Raw genomic sequence first — 17,645 nt, 5'->3', positions numbered from 1 at the left:
GTAAAGAAGAGAAGGGCAGCTAAGTGGAAAAACGACATCTATTAACGCAGGAACTTCTGTATACGGTAGATTAGTTGGAGAAATAGCACTTGCTGCCACACGGATCGGAGAAGAACGAGGGAAAAGGAAAAATTAGGCGGAGAAAATTCAACTAATCTCCGAGCACCATTCACCATCACAAGGAGCAATAACTGCAGGGAAACTGGATGCCCGCCTGAGTTTTGTCCCCCGCGAACAGGGGCAGCTGTACGCCAAACACCGCAGATGTACCTATTCAAGGAAGGCGGCAACCGCCTATGATCAACTCGTATGGAAAGCGCTACCATTATTCGCCGTTCCACCATGAGTAAGCAGAGAGCATGCAATGAGCAAGTTGCGGCAGAAATAGAAAGCGCTTTATAAATTGCCGAGGGGAGCTGGGATATTTGAAGTCTTTGGGTAAGAAAATCGGCTTGTGCCTGCTGATGCTGAGCATGACAGCCGCACAAACCGGACTTGCGGGAACCGGGCAGAATGTGGCAGAGGCAGCTGACAAGGAACTGGCGCAGAAGCCTTATATGGGCTGGAGCAGCTTCAGTATGCAGGTGTATGAGCCTTCAGGGAACTGGATATCGGCGGACAGCATCAAGAAGCAGTCGGATGCCATGCATGAGAAGCTGCAGCAGCACGGCTATGAGTATATTAATATTGACGCAGGCTGGAACGGCAGTATGGATGAATACGGCAGGCCGATTCCGAGTACAGAGCGCTATCCGGACGGTTTTCAGGATGTCATCGACTATGTCCATAACAATGGGCAGAAGATCGGAATCTATCTGATTCCCGGGTTGTCCATCGACGCCTATAATCAGAATCTTGAAATCTATGGAACTGCCGGTGAATGCCGGATGCAGGACATTGCCGTGCAGCCGCTCAAGATCGTGGATGCCTGGAATGCTTACAGCTACAAGATCGATTTCAGCAACCCCTGCGCGCAAAAGTATATTGATTCCATCGCCGATATGCTTGGCGAATGGGGGATCGACTTCGTCAAATTTGACAGCGTAACTCCGGGGTCGGGAATCAACAATCTGAGTCTTGATGCACGCGGCGATGTGGAAGCCTGGTCCAAGGCTTTGGCCCGGCATGACATCTGGTTCGAGCTCTCCTGGGCGCTCGATCATAATTATGTGGACTTCTGGAAGAAATACGCCAACGGCTGGCGGATCCAGTGGGATGTTGAAGCCTACGACAGCAATGTGGGATTAACCCAGTGGGCCAATATCGCCCGGCTGTTCCCGGATGCTGCCGTATGGTGGCGGGATGCCGGTCCCGGCGGATGGAATGACTTCGATTCGCTGAATGTCGGGAACGGAGCAATGGACGGTCTGACCAAGGATGAACGGCAGACAGCCATGACCTTCTGGGCGGTGTCTGCGGCGCAGCTCTATATCGGCAACGACATGACCCGGCTTGACGACTATGGCCTGCAGCTGCTGACGAATGACGAGGTCATTGCCGTCAACCAGTCCGGGCGTCCTGCCCATCCGGTGTCGATGGATACGAAGCAGCAGGTCTGGTATGCGAATAACGGCGACGGTACCTACAATGTGGCGCTGTTCAATCTCGGCAGCCGCAGTGCAGCAGTGGAGGTGAAGTGGAGCGATATCGGACTCGAAGGTCCCGCTTCTGTCCGCGATCTCTGGAGCCACACGGAGCTTGGAACCTTCGAGGACGGTTACAATGCAGGTGCGCTTGAACCGCATGCTTCGCGGATGTTCAAAGTGACAGCCAAGGAGGGCACCTCGATTGTTAACGATGATGATACCGGACTGCGCTACACCGGCTCCTGGCAGCGTAACGGCGGGAAGGAGCAGGTCCCCGGCAGCCAGGATATGAATATTAGCATCACGGATTCCTCCCCGGCTCCGGGTGAAGGAGAGCCGGGGGACGGCGGGCAACAGGGAGGCGGAGCTGGAGGGGAAGCTGGAGCAGATCCGAGTGATCCGGGAACAGGCAGCGGAGCTTCGGTTACCCGTTCAGTCTATGTCAACGACAGCAATCCGGCTATTGCCTACAGCGGCTCCTGGTCAGCCTCGACCGGCAGATCTGCCGGAGACCACAGGGCGGATGTGCACTATACGGAGCAGAACGGGGACTATTTTCAGTATACCTTTAGCGGTACGGGAATTGAGCTGCTGACGGAGAAGGACCCGGCACAAGGCGATATGCTGGTGTATCTGGACGATGCCGCAAGTCCCGACCGGGTGAGCACGTATACGTCCGGAGATAAGGAGGCCCAGCAGATAGTATATAGCGCAACTGGGCTGGCGGAGGGTGAACATACTCTGAGGGTGGTCAAGGACTCCGGCCAATATATGCTGCTTGATGCGCTGCGGATTACGGCAGGCCAGCTGATTAATCCGCAGGCAGGCAGCTTCGACAAGGCCCCCGGCAACCAGGCGGATCTGGTGGTTGCACTGGCGGCCGGCAGCGACTCGCTGCTGGCAATCACGAATAATGGCGTTGCCCTGCTGCCGGGCGCCGATTACACCGCTGACGGCAGCACAGTCATCCTGAATAAGGAGTATTTGTTCAACCAGCCATCCGGCCGGACGGAGCTGGCGCTTAGCTTCGACGGAGGAAGCAGCGAGCTGTTCACTGTCCAGATCACAGGCTCCTCTACAGTACGCTACGAACAGATCAACAATGATGATCCGGGAATTACCTATAATGGCTCCTGGTCGCGCAGTACAGGAAGAAACATGGGAGATTACAAGGATGATGTGCAGTACACCGAGATTAATGGTGATTCCTTCGAGTACGCCTTGAGCGGGACAGGGATCAGTCTGTATACCGAAGTAGACAGCTCGCAGGGGGATATGGATATCTATGTCGATGGAGAATTCAAAGAAACCGTAAGCGCGTACCGGAACGGCCGGCTGGCCCAGCAGAATCTGTACAGCATTTCCGGTCTTCCGGAAGGCATTCATACATTGCGGGCAGTGAAGAAGTCAGGCCGGTTCATGCTGCTGGATATGCTGAAAGTGGAAATTCCCGACCTCGTTAATCCTGTGGAAGCTGTCTTCGACAAGGCAGCTGCGGCTCAGGCCGATATAGACGTGACGCTGCTCCGGCAGCCGGGCCTGTTCGGGGGTATCCGCAAAGGGTCTTACACGTTGGTGGAGGGTACGGATTATACACTCTCCGGCAGTACAGTCACGCTCGCGAAGTCCTATCTGGCCGCTCAGCCGGCTGGAACACTTACGCTGACCTTTGAATTCAGCGGTGATTATCAGAACGATGTGCATTACACAGAGCATGATGGTGATTATGTCGAATATGCCTTCACGGGTAGCGGGATTTCACTCGTAGGGCCGACAGGCCCTGAACTGGGAGACATTGAGCTGTACGTGGACGGCGAACTGCGGCAGACAGCCAGCGCCTATAGCGCGAACCGGCAGATCCTGCAGAGTATTGTCGTGATTACGGGACTGGAGGCAGGCTCGCATGTGCTGAAGGCCGAGAAGAAATCAGGCAGTCTTATGCTGGCCGATCAGTTAAGAATCACCTTGCCGGCTGCTAACGAGGGTCCGGGTGAAGAGCCGACGGCAACACCGGCTCCAAGTGTAACGCCGGAACCTGCTGCAACGCCGGAAGCTACAGCCACACCACAGCCCGGAGCCACCGCGCAAACCGGAGGCAATCCGGCTCCGGCAGCAACCGCTTCACCGGCAGTGACCGGGACGCCTACACCGTCTCCAGCAGTGGCTCCGTCTTCTACGCCGGGCATTGCAGAGGAGCAGCATGCTGCATATGCCAAAGGATATCCGGACGGCTTGTTTAAGCCGGACCAGAAAATTAACCGCGCCGAGATGGCGTCACTGCTGTTCGCAGCCATCACTCCGGAGGCAGGCGGAACAGCGGCATCGTTCAGTGATGTAAGCGCAGATTACTGGGCAGCGGCGGCGATATCCGCTGTGGCCGAAGCCGGATTTATGACTGGCTACAGTGACGGCAGCTTCAGGCCCGGGAAGCTGATTACCCGTGCCGAGATGGCGAGTCTGGCAGCCGTACTGATACCGGCAGACACGGCAGACACGGCGGCAGGCCGCGGATTCCCGGATATTGCCGGGCACTGGGCAGAGGCAGCCATCCTGAAGGCGCAGGGTGCCGGAATATTGAGCGGCTACAGCGACGGCAGCTTCAAGCCCGGCAATCCGTTAACGCGGGCAGAGGCGGTTACGGTGATTAACAGACTTACCGGCAGAGGACCATTACGCGGGATGGCAGTTACCCCGTGGCGGGATGTTCCGCTTACCCACTGGGCTTATGCTGACATCATGGAGGCTTCGGTGAATCATGCCTGGAAGCCTGCAGACAGAGGGGGTGAGCAGTTCAGCGGCTCCTGATTCCTAGATTTCTAACATCTGACTAATGTTAATCATCCGCTTGCACTGCCGCTCGCGCGAATCTCGCGCCGGGCGGCAGTGGTCTGCAGCGAGATCGGAATTACTAATAAAAAGCAGTGATGCCGGCCTGCATCGCTGCTTTTTATTAAATTCCCGATTGCCGCCATGCGGGGGCGCAGGACAAAAGCTTGACTGGACGGCAAATTGTTTTAAGCTAATATTATGATAGCGCTACCAATAGAGGGGAGAATCTTACCATGCCCAAGTACTCCAAGGTGTTCCGCAGATTTCTGATCTCCTATCTGGTCATCTTAATCATTCCCAGCATTGGGGGCTACATGTCGTACCAAACTTCAATCTCTGTAACCCAGTCCATTTCGATTGAGAATAGCGTGACCCAGCTGGAGAAAAGCCAGGAGATTCTGGAGCGCCGCATGGCTGAGGTTGAAGGGCTTACCCGGCAGTTGGCCATAAATCAGGAACTGAATGTACTGATGAATGAACAAGGTCGTGAAACGAATGTGTTCGGGATCTGGAGAGCGATGCGCAATGTCCTGACCTTCGGACAGACGAATGATTTTTTGCAGGACTATTATATTTATCTGGCCAATTATGATCTGGTGCTGACTGCCGGCTCCTCCTACCGCCCGGATCATTATTACGAGATCTATCACTACAAGGATCTCCCGCTGGAGGATTGGAAAAAGGAGATTCTGGACCGTACGCACCGGAGTGAGATTAAGCCGCTGAGCGCATACGTAAGTAAAGGTACGTCAACGTCAGTGATTACTTACATGCAGTCGCTGCCGCTGGACAGCTTCAATAATTCTTCGCCGGCTGTCGTGGTGGTTAATATTGACGAGAAGATTATCGCCAGTCTGCTGTCCGGGCTGACCGAGCGTGATGGAGGCTGGGTACATATCAGCGATGCAGAGGGCAATACGATAGTGCTGCAGGGGCAAAATGATGCTTACGTGGATAAGCTGGCTGCTGATCCTTTTTTTGACGCGGATAAGGTAAGCCAGTTCTACAGGGATGATCTCGTGATCACGACCCGCTCCGGCACGAACGGCTGGGTGTACCAGGCAGGAATTCCCCGCAGTGTGCTGATGGAGAACGCGAATACTATTAAGCATATGACCTGGCTGATTACGGTTGGCGCCCTGTTCCTCGGTCTGTTGGCCGGGCTTGTGCTTGCCTACAGAAACAGTATGCCGATTAACCGTCTGCTGGCCGTGATGAAGGAGCAGTTCGGCAAGGAGGATAGCCCCGAGCGCAATGAATTCGACTTCCTGAGCGGGAATATCGCCGACATGATTACGAAGAACAAGCTGCTGGAGACCGAGCTTAACCGTCAGCTGCCGCTGGTCCGGGATGCTTTTCTTAAACGGCTGATCGCCGGGGAATTTGAATCCAGGGAAGAGATTGTCTCGGCAGCCGTGCAGGCGGATATCGGACTGGGTGAAGGAACCGGGTATGCGGGAATTCTGCAGATCAAAGGGTATTCCGGTATGGACAGTGTTGAAATCCTGAATGAGCTGAATGCGGCCCGGCTCCTGCTGAAGCAGACGTTTGCCGAGCTGGCGGGTCCGCTCCCGATGACAGATATGGGTTCGGACAAAATAGTCATCCTGTTCTTCTCCAGCACAGCTGACGGTGGGCCGGCGGGCAAGGAAGATGGGATGGAGCTCCTGATGGATCAGTGGGTTCAGCGGGTGTTTGAGGAATACCGCATTTCAGTGCAGGGCGGCTTCGGGGAGTATTTCTCGTCGGTTACTGAGGTTAGCCAGTCCTTCGAGCAGGCCAGACAGGCACTGGAATATGCCGTATATACGAACCGTAAAGGAGTCATGCGCCATCAGGAGGTGCAGATTGAGAATACGACCTATTATTATCCTCTGGAGACGGAGCAGCGTCTGATCAGTACGATCCGTGCCGGCGAGCTGGCCGAGGCGGAGCGGATTATTGACGCTACTTTTGCGCAGAATCTGGGGCCCCGCGAGCTGTCTATGGAGATGAAGCATCAGCTGATCGGGGAGATGAAGGGCACCTTCCTCAAGCTGCTGGATCAAAAAATATTCATGGAGTCCCCGCTCGGTGAGAGCATCAAACGTCAGATTATCGACATTGACACCTCGTCGCCGATCGAGAGTATTCAGGCAGAATTCCTTGAGCTGACCGGAGAGCTCTGCGGATTCATCACCAACAAAAAGAAGGATGCGCACACCCAGATCATCAAGCAGATGTACCAGTATACCGCAGAGATGTACGCCGATACTGAGCTCACCCTGTACCGCGTCGCTGAGCATGTGGAGCGGCCCGAGAAATATATCTCGCAGCTGTTTAAGGAAGTGACGGGGGTGAATTATTCGGATCACCTGATTAAGGTACGGATGGATGAGGCGGCAATCCTGCTGAGAGAGAGCCGGTACACGGTGGATGAGATCGCGGCCAGAGTCGGCTACAACAGCTCGCATTCTTTCCGGCGGGCGTTCAAGCGGCTGACGGGCATTTCGCCGAGCACCTACCGACAATCGCATGGCGAATAGAACTGATTTCACATGCTCAAGCGGCTGCAGCTGTCCATGGTCCGGACGCGCGGTCGTTTTTTTATTTTCTGGTAAAGTACATCGTTAGAAAAGAACACCATTCAGATAACTGTTGATAAAACAAATTTTCTCATTTTAAATTAGTACCAAGTTGAGGTAGCCGGAAATAGCAGCTGCCTTTAAATGCCCGGAAAGTGGGCGGGATGGCAGTATGAGAGGGATAAATCCCTTTAAATGCGCCGGAAGTGGGCGAGATGAGGAAATGAGGGGCAGAAGTGCCCCTGATTCCGCCAAAAGTGGGCGGGAGGAGGAAATGAGGGGCAGAAGTGCCCCTGATTCCGCCAAAAGTGGGCGGGAGGAGGAAATGAGGGGCAGAAGTGCCCCTGAATCCGCCAAAAGTGAGCGGGAGGAGGAAATGAGGAGCAGAAGTGCCCCTGATTCCGCCAAAAGTGGGCGGGAGGAGGAAATGAGGAGCAGAAGTGCCCCTGAATCCGCCAAAAGTGGGCGGGATGAGGAAATGAGGGGCAGAAGTGCCCCTGATTCCGCCAAAAGTGGGCGGGATGAGGAAATGAGGGGCAGAAGTGCCCCTGATTCCGCCAAAAGTGGGCGGGATGAGGAAATGAGGAGCAGAAGTGCCCCTGATTCCGCCAAAAGTGGGCGGGAGGAGGAAATGAGGAGCAGAAGTGCCCCTGATTTGGACAAGGGATAAGCGGAATCCTGGATGTAAGCGTATGCAATGGCCCCCGGAATCCGGGTGAACTGTACGCAAAATACGGAAATGTACCTGTTCAAGACCGCCACCGGACCTTATGATCGAGTCGTGGAGAAAGCGCTATCACACAATTTAGCCATTCAAACTTAAACACCTGCTTCCCCAGCAAGTTTTACGCAAAATGAACCAACAAAGTAATACGGAAACCAATCACACGCTTCCGAAGCGATTTTTGCACGAGGTACAATCATGAGCACAATCCAACGCAGTACACGCTGGCACAACTTTAGGGGGGGATTAATCTGGAGAAAAATCTGATTTTAAACAACAAGCCGGCTCCCCGGAGCAAAGGCCAGAGCTGGCTCTCGAACGCCGGAAAAAGCATGCTGAAGCACTGGCAGCTCCATCTGCTGGTCATTCCGCCTTTACTGTTTTTTCTGATCTTCAAGTATTATCCGATGGCGAATGCGGTTCTGGCGTTCAAGGATTATAACGTGATCAAAGGCATATGGGGCAGTCCATGGGTAGGCTTCAGGAATTTTGAACTCTTTTTCGAGAATCCGATGTTCTGGACGCTGGTGAAGAATACCATTCTGCTTAGCGGCTTCCTGCTGCTGGCGGGGTTCCCTATTCCCATCCTGCTGGCACTGATGATCAACGAAATCCGCGGCGGACGGTTCAAACGGTTTGTCCAGCTGGTCTCCTTCGCTCCTTACTTTATCTCGACGGTGGTGATGGTATCGATTATTATGCTGTTTCTCGCTCCGCGCCTCGGCTTCGCCAATATTGCCCTGAATTTCTTCGGGCTGCAGTCGGTGAATTTCCTCGGGGAGCCCGGCATGTTCCGCTCAATTTATGTCTGGTCCGATATTTGGCAGACCGCAGGCTATAGCGCCGTAATCTATCTGGCCGCCCTGGCCGGCATCGACCCTACGCTGTACGAGGCCGCCAAGGTGGACGGAGCTTCACGGTTCCAGAAAATCCGCCACATTGACCTTCCGGGCATCGTGCCGACAATTGTGATTATCCTTATTCTGAATGTGGGCAACGTGATGGCGATCGGTTTTGAAAAGGTATATCTGCTGCAGAATCCGCTGAATATCGTCAATTCCGAGATCATCGCTACGTATGTGTACCGGATCGGCCTGCTGAATGCCAATTACAGCTTCGCTACCGCCGTCGGCTTATTCAATTCCTTAATTAATCTGGTCCTGCTGCTCACGGTTAACGGCTTGGCCAAACGAATCACGAACAACAGCATCTGGTAGGAAAGGAGTGCTCGTATGGCCGCTTCACCAGCAATTTCCCAAAAAATCAAAGAATCCACCGGTGACCGGATCTTCCTCACTGTGGTCTATACGGTGCTCATCCTTGTGGTGATAGCCGTACTGTACCCGCTTATCTTCATTATCAGCAGCTCCATCAGCAGCCCGGCGGCTGTAACCTCCGGCCGGGTGTGGCTCTGGCCCGTCGATATTTCCTTCAAGGCGTTCAAGGTGCTGTTCAGTACGCATGAGATTGTTTCCGGCTATGCCAATTCAATTTTTTATACGGCGGCCGGCACACTGATCAGCGTAACCCTGACGGTTATGATTGCTTACCCTTTGTCGCGCAAAGCGTTTTTTGGACGGAATGCGTTAATGATGATCATTACGTTCACGATGATCTTCAGCGGCGGGCTGATCCCCACCTATATGGTGGTCCGGCAGATGCACCTGATCGATACCCGCTGGGCGCTCCTGATTCCGAATGCTATCTGGGTGTGGCAGGTGATCATCGCCCGTTCTTTCTTCCAGGCCTCGATTCCGGAGGAGCTGCTTGAAGCCAGTGAAATTGACGGCTGCAGTGACATGCGGTTCATCCGCAGCGTAGTGCTTCCGTTATCCAAGCCGATCCTTGCGGTGCTGGTGCTGATGTACGCCGTCGGACAATGGAATTCCTATTTCGATGCATTGATCTATCTGAAGTCGGCGGATCTGTTCCCGCTTCAGCTGGTGCTGCGCAGCATTATTATCCAGAACAACAGTGCCGGAGCGATGGATGCGATGGCGATGGTGGAACGGCAGCAGATGGCGGAGCTTCTGAAATATGCGCTGATTGTTGTGGCTACGCTGCCTGTGCTGGTGATTTATCCTTTTGTACAGCGTTATTTCGTTCAAGGGATGCTGGTCGGGTCCGTTAAGGGCTGAGGCCTGGCATATACACCTGCAAAGGGGGTGAGTTCATCCGCCGGCAGCAAGAAATATCCACCCTGTTCAACTCAAAAAAAGGGAGTGATTGATTTTGAAGAAAAGCCTTATTAGTTTGTTAATGCTGGTAACGGTACTTACTGTTGTGATCAGCGGATGCTCGGGCAAAAATACAGACAGCTCTTCGGGCGCCCAGGCCACTAGTGGGAATGCAAGCGAAAATACACCGGCGGCAACGGAGCCTGTTGAAGTCAGCGTCTTTGCCGTTCAGGAATCGGGCATTGATATTCCAACCAATAAATTCACCACCTTCCTTCAGGACAAATTTGGCATCAAGTTCGACTGGCAGATCAACCCGTCTGACGGAGCCAAAGAGAAACGCCAGATCTCGCTGGCCAGCGGCGACTATCCCGATGCGTATCTGCTCACTGCCTACATTGATGAATTCTCGCAGGGCGATGTGCTGAAATACGGCCAGCAGGGCGTTCTTGTGCCGCTGAATGATCTGATTGACAAGTATGCACCCAACATTAAGGCAGCGATGGAAAAAACGCCTGCGCTGAAGACGCTGAACACGGCGCCGGACGGCAATATTTACGGGCTGGGTGCTTACACGGAATGCTTCCACTGCTCTTATCCCAATAAAATGTGGATTAACACCGAATGGCTCAAAAAGCTGAATCTGGAAGAACCGAAAACTACCGAAGAGTTCAAGCAGATGCTTGAAGCATTCAAGACACAGGACCCGAACGGCAACGGTAAAGCGGATGAAGTGCCGCTCAGCGGTTCCACCGAAGATTTCGGTGTACGGATTATTCCTTATCTGATGAACAGCTTCGTCTATGACGATGACCGCAATTACCTCAACCTGACACCTGACGGCAAGGTCGAATCGGCAGCCATCAAGCCGGAATGGAAAGAGGGCCTGACCTATATCAAATCCCTGTTCGATGCGGGGCTGATTGATCCGGGGGCCTTCACCCAGAATGCTGAAGCGTTCAAGAAAATCGGCGAGAATGCCGATGCGGAAATTCTTGGCGCTGGTGCGGGCATGCACCCTGCCATCTTCATCAACATTGATCCGGGCAACACGCGTTCAGCGCATTACAACCCGCTCGCTCCGCTTACCGGTCCTTCCGGAGTCTCATTTGCTACACATGATGCAGGCGGTGTATCGCCGGGAGCCAAGTTTGTCATTACCAACAAAGCGAGTGAAGAAGCACAGATTGCTTTGATCAAAATGGTGGATTATATGTTCACGCCGGAAGGCCAGACCAACTCGGCCAGCGGGATGAAAGGCATTGACTGGACCGATCCGGGTGAAGGCGATGTGGCACTTGGCAAAGATGTTACACCGGTGATCAAGCAGATTCCGATGAAAGAAGGCGAAGCGCCGCGCAATGCAGGCTGGAGCGGAATGGGCCACTTCTATATGCCGAAGGAATACCGCGATACCTTTGTCCAGGGAACCGATATCTATGCTTCGAACGGCTACGAACGCAGACTGTATGATGCTTCGCTGCTGTATCAGGGCCATGAGCCGAAGGACTTGTTCCCGCTGTGGTCCATCTGGATTGATCCGACCGACATCGATGAAGCCAGTATGCTGCAGACGAACCTGAGAAACTACATTGAGCAGAACGAACTGCAGTTCATCACCGGCAACAAGGACTTGAACAAAGACTGGGATGCTTATGTAAAAGGCTTGAAGGATCTGAAGCTGGACCGCTACCTGGAGATTCTGCAGAAGGCTTATGATGTGTCAGCGAAATAAAGCCGGATAGTGCGGAAACGCGGGCGGCCTGAATGCTGCAAAACGGATGCCGGCCTCCTTGGCCGGCATTGCTGTTTGTAGGTATGCTGTATCCATTTATTGCTTCTGGAGGTGAACTCATGGGCTACAAGAACAGCGGCGGCAATCCAGGTATGACACCGCGCCGGGGACTGCCCGGGATGAGAAGCAAGCTTGCGGGGAATGCCCCGCTTACGGCCGCTTTTCTGGGCGGCTCAATTACGGAGGGGGCAGGCGCTTCAGATTCGGATGCCACCAGCTGGCGCGCGTTGACCGGGGCGTACCTGCAAAAGTTATATGCAGGCCATCCCGTGCGCTGCATCAATGCCGGGGTCGGCGGGACTACCTCCACCTTCGGTGCACACCGGCTGCAGGAGCATGTGCTGCGGCACGGGGAGATAGATCTGCTGTTTGTAGAATTCAGCGTCAATGACGGGGAGGACCGTGAGGAGTCCATTCGCGGTATGGAGGGAATTGTCCGCCAGTGTCGGCGGCTGTCACCGGAGACGGAGCTGATCTTTGTGTACACGGCAGCCGACAAGAATCTGACCGGCTACAAGCCGTTCAATATCGCCGTACATGAGGAGGTGGCCGATCATTATGGCATCCCGTCGATTGACTGTGCGGCAAAGGTGTACACCATGATCCACACAGGTGAGCTGAATTGGAAGAGATTCGCTCCGGATGGATATCATCCGCTGGATGCTGGGCATGCGCTGTATGCCGGCTTGGTGCAGGAGTACTTGCACCAGGCGATAGTGCCATGCGGCGTTCAGCCGGGATGGCTGGAGGAAGCAGGGCGGGAAGCGGGAGCGGAAGTGGCGGTGCCTGGAGAGGAGGCAGGGATGCAAGAGAATGCGCTGCTGATAAAGGAAGCAGATGAAAAGGCGCTGCTGCCCGCTCCGCTGGACAGCCAAAATTATGAATATGGCGGGCTGCTGGATTACAGTGCCGCTGCCTATTCCGCAGGCTTCCGCATACAAGAGCTCCAGCCTGGGGAGCCGCTGATGAACTGGCGGTTCTCTACGGAGCATGCCCATACAGATGATCCGCAGGAGGAATTCACCTTCACGGTGACGGGACAATGTGCCGGGCTGGTGCTGCTGTACGGGCCGGACTCGGGTATTGTGGAATACTCGCTGAACGGCGGACTTTTCGCTGAAATTAATCTGTTCGATGACTGGTGCCTGAATGCTTACCGTCCTATCCTGGCGTTATTCCCGGTTCAATTGGAACGCGGGGTGCTGCGGATTACCGTCCGCAACACTGAGCACAAGGACAGTCGGAGTACCGGGACCGGCCTGCGGGTACTTAAGCTGCTCTATAATTGACTAGTGCTGCTCAGCCAACTGATGCAGTTCTGTTCTCTGTAACTAGTGCTGCTCGGCAGCTGAATTATCTCTGTTTTCTGTAACTAAAGCTACTCAGAAGCTGCAGCAAGTCTGCAGCTAATGTGCTGTCTGCTTCATAACCATTCATCAGGGAGGTGGAGGATATTCATCACGTAGTTCATCCCGTAGACGATGACCAGCCGGTTCACCGGACGGTGCTGCGCCTCACCGATTTCGGCGCGGTTCCGGATTCAGGCGGGGATACCCAGCCTGCGATGCGGCGGGCCATAGAAGCCGCAGGCAGGCTGGAAGGACCGGTGCTGCTGGATTGCCCGCAGGGCAGCTATCATTTCTACCCGGATCACGCACTCCGGGTTCCTTACTGCATCACCAACACGGCAAGTGAGGAAGAACATCCGGATGTGACCAAGACCGCCGGTCTGCTGCTGAAGAGGCAGCATCAGCTGACGCTGGAAGGGAACGGCTCGCTATTCGTCTTCCACGGCAAGCAGACTATGCTGATTCTGGACGAATGCACGGACCTGGAAATCCGCAACCTGCATCTGGATTACAGCCGGCCTACTGTAGCCGAGATGACCGTGGACTGCTGCGGTACTGACTGCTGCGAAGTCACCGTTCATCCGGATTCACGGTATGAACTGAACGGCGGCAGGCTGGACTGGATCGGCGAAGGCTGGCGGTTCCGTGAAGGTCCGATGCAGATCTGCGATCTCCTGCAGAACATAACCTGGCGGACTGAGAACTGGCTGGCAGAGGCGCGGCATGTCGAGGAGATCAGCCCGCACAGGCTGCGATTCTATTTCGCATTCCAGCCGGATGCTGCCCCGGGGAACGTCCTGCAGGTCAGGGACGGCATCCGTGATCAGGCCGGAATCTTCATCACGGAGAGCTCCGGCGTTACGTTTCTGAACGTAGGGATACATTTCATGCACGGGCTGGGGATCGCAGGCCAGTTCAGCCGGGATCTCAGCTTCCTGCAGCTGGATGTGTCACCGCGTCCTGAAACCGGACGGACCGTAGCCGGATTCGCCGATTTCATTCATCTGTCAGGCTGTAAGGGGCGGATTCTGATTGAAGACAGCCGCTTTATCGGAGCACACGATGATGCCATTAATGTTCACGGTACCTATCTGCGGATTGTGGGGCAGCTGGCGGAGGATGCGCTGAAGGTCCGGTTCATGCATCCGCAAACGTATGGCTTCCTAGCTTTTCACCCGGGGGACGAGATTGAGTTCGTCCGCGCGGATTCCCTGACAGCTTATGCTGTCAGCCGGGTTGCCAGTGTTCTTCAGCTGAATCCGCGTGAACTGATGCTGACGCTGGACGGGCCGGTCCCGCCGGGTATCGGCGGGACCGATGTCATTGAGAATGTCACCTGGACCCCCGAGCTGGAGATCACGGGCAATGCTTTTGCGCGGATTCCGACCCGGGGGATTCTGGCAACTACCCGGCGCAATACGGTAATCAGCGACAATGGATTTGAGCGGATGCAGATGAGCGCCATTCTGGTCGCTGCCGATGCGGAGTCCTGGTATGAGTCCGGGGCAGTCAGGGATATGACGATTACCGGGAACCGGTTCATTGCATGCGGCAGCCGCGAAGCCCCTGTCATCGACATTGCTCCGGAGAATAAGGAAGCTGACAGGGATGCACCGGTGCACCGGAATATATGCATAGAGAATAACATCTTTGAGATTATGGATGCCCCTGTACTCAGTGCCAAAAGCACGCAGGGACTGGTGTTCAGGCACAACGATATTGTTGCTTTGGCGGCAGATGGCAGGGATAAGGGCAGGGATAAGCACTCCAGTCTTGAGGAGGCAATCCGGCTGACAGCCTGCAGCGGGGCAGACATCTCTGGGAATTCATTTGATGTGGAGGAGCAGTGAAGATGCAGAAGAAGCCGGTTATCTTTCTGGACAGCGGAGACACGCTTATCGATGAAGGCACGGAGCTTCGCGACGGGGAGGGCATTGTTATCTGTGCACAGCTCATTCCGGGGGCGGATATGCTGGTCAGGACGCTTTTCGAGCGGGGATACCTGCTCGCGCTGGTTGCTGACGGAGAGGTCCGGTCCTTTGACAATATCTATTCGCAGAATGGACTGGATCAATATTTTTCGGCGAAGATCTATTCAGGGCATATTGGGGTAGAGAAGCCGGATCCGAGAATGTTCAGAGCGGCAGCTGATGCGCTCGGGCTGGGGCCGTCCGATTATTCCCGGATTCTGATGATGGGCAATAACCTCAGTAGGGATATCAGGGGAGCCAATGCACTGGGGATGATCAGCGTGTTTCTCAGCTGGACGCCGCGTTATCCCCTGGTCCCCGCAGATGAAGAGGAGGTACCGGATTATACAATCAGTGAACCGCTGCAATTGCTTGAGCTGGTGGAACGATTAGTCGCGGAGCTGCGGCCAAGCTGACTGAAGGGGCTTGGGGGAAATGCGTCAGATCGCGTTATAGATCGGAAGATCGCTGCATGGCAACCGGATAGTTCTGTTTTTATAATGAGATCAGACTTTGAGTGCAGGTCCGGGAGATCTGCCGCCTGCAAGGTTCAAAACGCATAAAAGGGAGGCAAATCATGCGAACTGACAGCGAAATTGGCGTACACGTAGAACTCAAAGAAGGGGTTCTGGTCCGTATAAATAATGGCCTGCTGGAGCTGGACATCGATCTGGCGACAGGGGAGGCTTCCTGCACCAGCAGGAATTCCTCCGAAGTGAGGGGGATGCGCAGCGCATACCGCTGGAACGGCCGGGAATATCATACCGGAAGCTATGAGAGCCATCAGCTGAAGGAGCAGCACGGGATTGTTCAGGACGGATTCGGCAGAGGCATTCATCTGATTGTCCTGCACGAGTCGGCAGAGCTTCCGCAGCTGGAGCAGCATTTTTATATTTATGAGCAATCCGCATTTGTCCTGCTGCAGAGCGTAATGGCCAGTGATTCGGAGCTCCGGATCAATCGTATGGCAGTCCTTCAATCCGGGGAAGTGTCCCTGGACGGGGAGTCCGGACCGGCGGATGTAAGTGTGCTGCGGGTGCCTTATGACAATGACAAATGGGTCAGATATACGGTGGAGAAGCCGCCGCTCCAGACGGAGAGCTACGAAGTAACAGCATTGTTCCGGCCGGACAGCCGCCGCGGAATAATTCTCGGTTCCCTCACCCATAAGGTATGGAAAACCGGAATTAAGGTGAAAAGCGGGCAAGCCGGAGGAATCTTGGATTTGGAGCTGTACGGCGGTGCCGCAGGCGAGATGACCCGCGACTTTCAGCCGCATGGATATGTTAAGGGGACGCGTGTAGAATCACCGCTGGTATGGCTGGGCTTCTATGAGGATTACAGAGAAGGTCTGGAAGCCTACGGACGGGCCAACATCTGGATCGAAGCTCCGCTGCCATGGGCAGGAGGGGTGCCGGCCGGCTGGAACAGCTGGTCCGCCGCGATGAGCAACCTGGATTATGACCTGTACACTTCAACCAGTGATTTCCTGAAACAGGAAGTACAGCCGCTCGGATTCCACAATGAGGACACGCTGTACATCAACTTCGATGCTTTCTGGGACCAGCTGACACCGGCCGAAATGGCGGATGCGCTGAACGTGGTGCGGAACAACGGCCATAAGCCCGGCACCTATTGGACGCCTTTTGCCTTCTGGGGCAGTCCCGCCCAGTTCGGTAAGCCTGTTGAAGGGACGGACGGCAAATACACGTACGCCGATATCCTTCTGCGGGACAGTGAAGGCGAGGTTCTGCCCGATGTGGACGGCGGTCTGGCTATTGATCCTACGCATCCGGGCAGCGTACTGAGAATCGACTGGTTCACGGACAAATTCATTGCTGAGGGATTTGAGTATATCAAGCTGGATTTCCTCGCGCATGGTGCGCTGGAGGGACAGCACCACAATCCGGAGATCACCACCGGGATTGCGGCTTATCATTACGGGATGTCGTACTTGCAGCAGAAGCTCTCACCGGAAGCGGCAGGCCGACCATTCTTCATCAACCTGTCTATCGCTCCGCTGTTCCCGTATGCATTCGCGCACAGCCGCCGCGTATCCTGTGACGTCTTCGGTACGCTTAAGGACACGGAGTACCTGCTCAACTCACTGACGCATGGCTGGTGGATGAATAACACGCTATACCGCTATAACGATCCCGACCATTCGGTGCTGTATAAGAGCTTCAACCAGGAGCCGACCGGATGGCATGAGGGAAGAAGCCGGCTGACGGCTTCGGTCATTGCAGGTACGGTTCTGCTGCTGGGCGATGATTTCCGCAAGGAGGAAGCGGCCATCCGGGCCAAGGCATGGCTCGGTAACAAGGATATCATGGATGTGGCCCGTCTCGGGAAGACCTTCCGGCCGGTTGAAGGCGATCTGGGCGAGCGGGCTTCCGATGTCTTCGTGCTTGAAGCTGCTGAAGAGGCAGCCTTCTATCTGGCTGTCTTCAACTTCGATGATGCACAGGATGCGCATAAATCCGTCCCGCTTGCGCGCGCCGGGCTGGATGCCCAGGCGGCTTACATTCTTCAGGATCTGTGGGAAGGCACGCAAGGAGAAGTATCCGGTGGTGAGCTTTCAATAACACTGGAACCGGCAGAATCGAAAATTTACAAGCTGATTGTAAAGACAGGACAGACAGGAGAATGAG

General features: G+C 54.8%; 9 protein-coding genes. All 9 read left to right on the top strand.

Features of this window, described 5'->3' with window-relative positions; translation table 11 throughout:
- Nucleotides 1-425: 425 nt before the first annotated feature.
- The 9 genes from MKX70_RS30755 to MKX70_RS30715 all read left to right on the top strand — a co-directional run bounded on the left by MKX70_RS30755 (nucleotide 426) and on the right by MKX70_RS30715 (nucleotide 17,644).
- On the top strand, nucleotides 426-4,391 hold the full coding sequence (locus MKX70_RS30755) for a X2-like carbohydrate binding domain-containing protein (RefSeq protein ID WP_340841479.1): 3,966 nt from the start codon (nucleotides 426-428) through the stop codon (nucleotides 4,389-4,391).
- Nucleotides 4,392-4,648: 257 nt separating this feature from the next.
- On the top strand, nucleotides 4,649-6,940 hold the full coding sequence (locus MKX70_RS30750; RefSeq protein WP_340841478.1) for a helix-turn-helix domain-containing protein: 2,292 nt from the start codon (nucleotides 4,649-4,651) through the stop codon (nucleotides 6,938-6,940).
- A gap of 1,095 nt (nucleotides 6,941-8,035) precedes the next feature.
- On the top strand, nucleotides 8,036-8,920 hold the full coding sequence (locus MKX70_RS30745) for an ABC transporter permease (protein ID WP_042233931.1): 885 nt from the start codon (nucleotides 8,036-8,038) through the stop codon (nucleotides 8,918-8,920).
- A gap of 15 nt (nucleotides 8,921-8,935) precedes the next feature.
- On the top strand, nucleotides 8,936-9,841 hold the full coding sequence (locus MKX70_RS30740) for a carbohydrate ABC transporter permease (protein ID WP_042233933.1): 906 nt from the start codon (nucleotides 8,936-8,938) through the stop codon (nucleotides 9,839-9,841).
- Nucleotides 9,842-9,935: 94 nt separating this feature from the next.
- Nucleotides 9,936-11,615: an extracellular solute-binding protein gene (locus MKX70_RS30735; RefSeq protein WP_340841476.1), complete on the top strand. Its 1,680-nt coding sequence runs from the start codon at nucleotides 9,936-9,938 to the stop codon at nucleotides 11,613-11,615.
- Nucleotides 11,616-11,734: 119 nt separating this feature from the next.
- Entirely contained in the window at nucleotides 11,735-12,964 is a 1,230-nt protein-coding gene (locus MKX70_RS30730) for an SGNH/GDSL hydrolase family protein (protein WP_340841475.1), read from the top strand.
- Between the two features lie 155 nt (nucleotides 12,965-13,119).
- The gene (locus MKX70_RS30725) at nucleotides 13,120-14,874 is read left to right on the top strand and encodes an alpha-1,3-galactosidase-related protein (RefSeq protein ID WP_052416111.1); all 1,755 of its coding nucleotides are present in this window, start codon (nucleotides 13,120-13,122) and stop codon (nucleotides 14,872-14,874) included.
- Between the two features lie 2 nt (nucleotides 14,875-14,876).
- Nucleotides 14,877-15,410 (top strand): HAD family hydrolase, encoded by a 534-nt coding sequence (locus MKX70_RS30720; RefSeq protein ID WP_042233937.1) that lies wholly within the window; start codon nucleotides 14,877-14,879, stop codon nucleotides 15,408-15,410.
- 161 nt (nucleotides 15,411-15,571) lie between these two features.
- Nucleotides 15,572-17,644: an alpha-galactosidase gene (locus tag MKX70_RS30715; protein ID WP_340841474.1), complete on the top strand. Its 2,073-nt coding sequence runs from the start codon at nucleotides 15,572-15,574 to the stop codon at nucleotides 17,642-17,644.
- Nucleotide 17,645: the final 1 nt, after the last annotated feature.

It is taken from the genome of Paenibacillus sp. FSL R7-0312 (assembly GCF_038004445.1).
Classification (GTDB): Bacteria; Bacillota; Bacilli; order Paenibacillales; family Paenibacillaceae; genus Paenibacillus_AQ.
This window is presented reverse-complemented; position numbering and strand designations above follow the sequence as displayed.